This is a genomic window from Kribbella sindirgiensis (assembly GCF_004331435.1).
Lineage (GTDB): Bacteria > Actinomycetota > Actinomycetes > Propionibacteriales > Kribbellaceae > Kribbella > Kribbella sindirgiensis.
The window spans coordinates 1-1,244 of sequence record NZ_SJKA01000041.1 but is presented as its reverse complement, the minus strand read 5'-3'; the positions used below and the strand labels follow the sequence as shown (position 1 = coordinate 1,244).

The following is a 1,244-nucleotide window of genomic DNA, read 5'->3' as shown; positions in this document are numbered from 1 at the left end:
TGTCTGGCTCTTATCGTCGGTGTCGCCTTCGGGCTGACGGGCATGCGTTTTGCCGGCAGCGGGTGTGAAGGAGCCGGCCGGCGTGACTTGATAGGAGCGTGGCGACGCCCCCACTGAGATGTGTCCGCCGACCGGCCCAACCGTCCGATCACTGACCAGTGAAGGAGGCAATCACCATGGTTGTCGTTGGGGCCGATGTGCACAAGCGGACGCACACGTTCGTCGCGGTCGATCAGGTTGGCCGCGAGCTCGGCACGAAGACGTTCGACGCGATCACCGCGGGCCATCAGGCCGCGGTCCGGTGGGCCCGGGAGCGGTTCGGCGGGGATGGTGTGAAGGTGGTGTGGGCTATCGAGGACTGCCGTCACCTGTCCACCCGCCTTGAGCGTGACCTACTCACGGCCGGACAGTCGGTGGTGCGGGTCCCGCCGAAGATGATGGCCGAGCAGCGCCGTATCGCTCGCACCCGCGGGAAGTCGGACCCGATCGACGCGGCAGCGGTCGCCCGGGCCGCGTTGCGCGAGCCCGACCTGCCGGTCGCGACCCACGACGAGACCTCGCGGGAGCTGAAGCTGTTGGTCGACAGGCGTGATGACCTGGTCAAACGACGCACCGCGACGATCAACCAGCTGCTATGGCGGGTCCACGAGCTCGACCCGGCCTGGGCGCCCAAGCCGCGGTCGCTCGACCTTGCCAAGCACCAGCAGATCCTCGCGGACCGGCTGGCCGGGGTGCCGGGGATTGTGGCCGAGCTGGCCCGTGAGGAACTTGCCGACGTCATCGAGTACACCGCCAGGATCAACGCCTACGCCAAGCGCATCGCAACGCTCGTGGGCGCCGTCGCGCCGACGCTGCTGGCCATGGCCGGCGTCGGTGCGCTGACCGCCGCGAAGATCGTTGGAGAGGCCGCCGGGGCGTCCCGGTTCAAGTCCGAGGCTGCCTTCGCCCGGCACGCCGGGATCGCACCGATCCCGGTCTGGTCGGGCAGCACCAAAGGCCGCGTCCGGCTCACCAGGTCCGGCAACCGGCAGCTCAACGCCGCGATCCACCGCATCGCCGTCACCCAGATCCGACTCGACGGCCCGGGCAAGACCTACTACGAGAAGAAGAAGACCGAAGGCATGTCCACACCCGAAGCGCTGCGCTGTCTCAAGCGACGACTCACACGAATCGTCTTCAACCACCTGACCACCGATCAAGCCACCACGACCACCCTCGCCCACGCGGCTTGACATAGGAGAAAC

General features: G+C 67.9%; 1 protein-coding gene. It reads left to right on the top strand.

Annotated features, from left to right (window positions below; translation table 11 throughout):
- Positions 1 to 158 precede the first annotated feature (158 nt).
- Positions 159 to 1,232, top strand: coding sequence for an IS110 family RNA-guided transposase (locus tag E0H50_RS42650; protein WP_337590399.1), 1,074 nt, complete (start codon positions 159 to 161; stop codon positions 1,230 to 1,232).
- Positions 1,233 to 1,244: the final 12 nt, after the last annotated feature.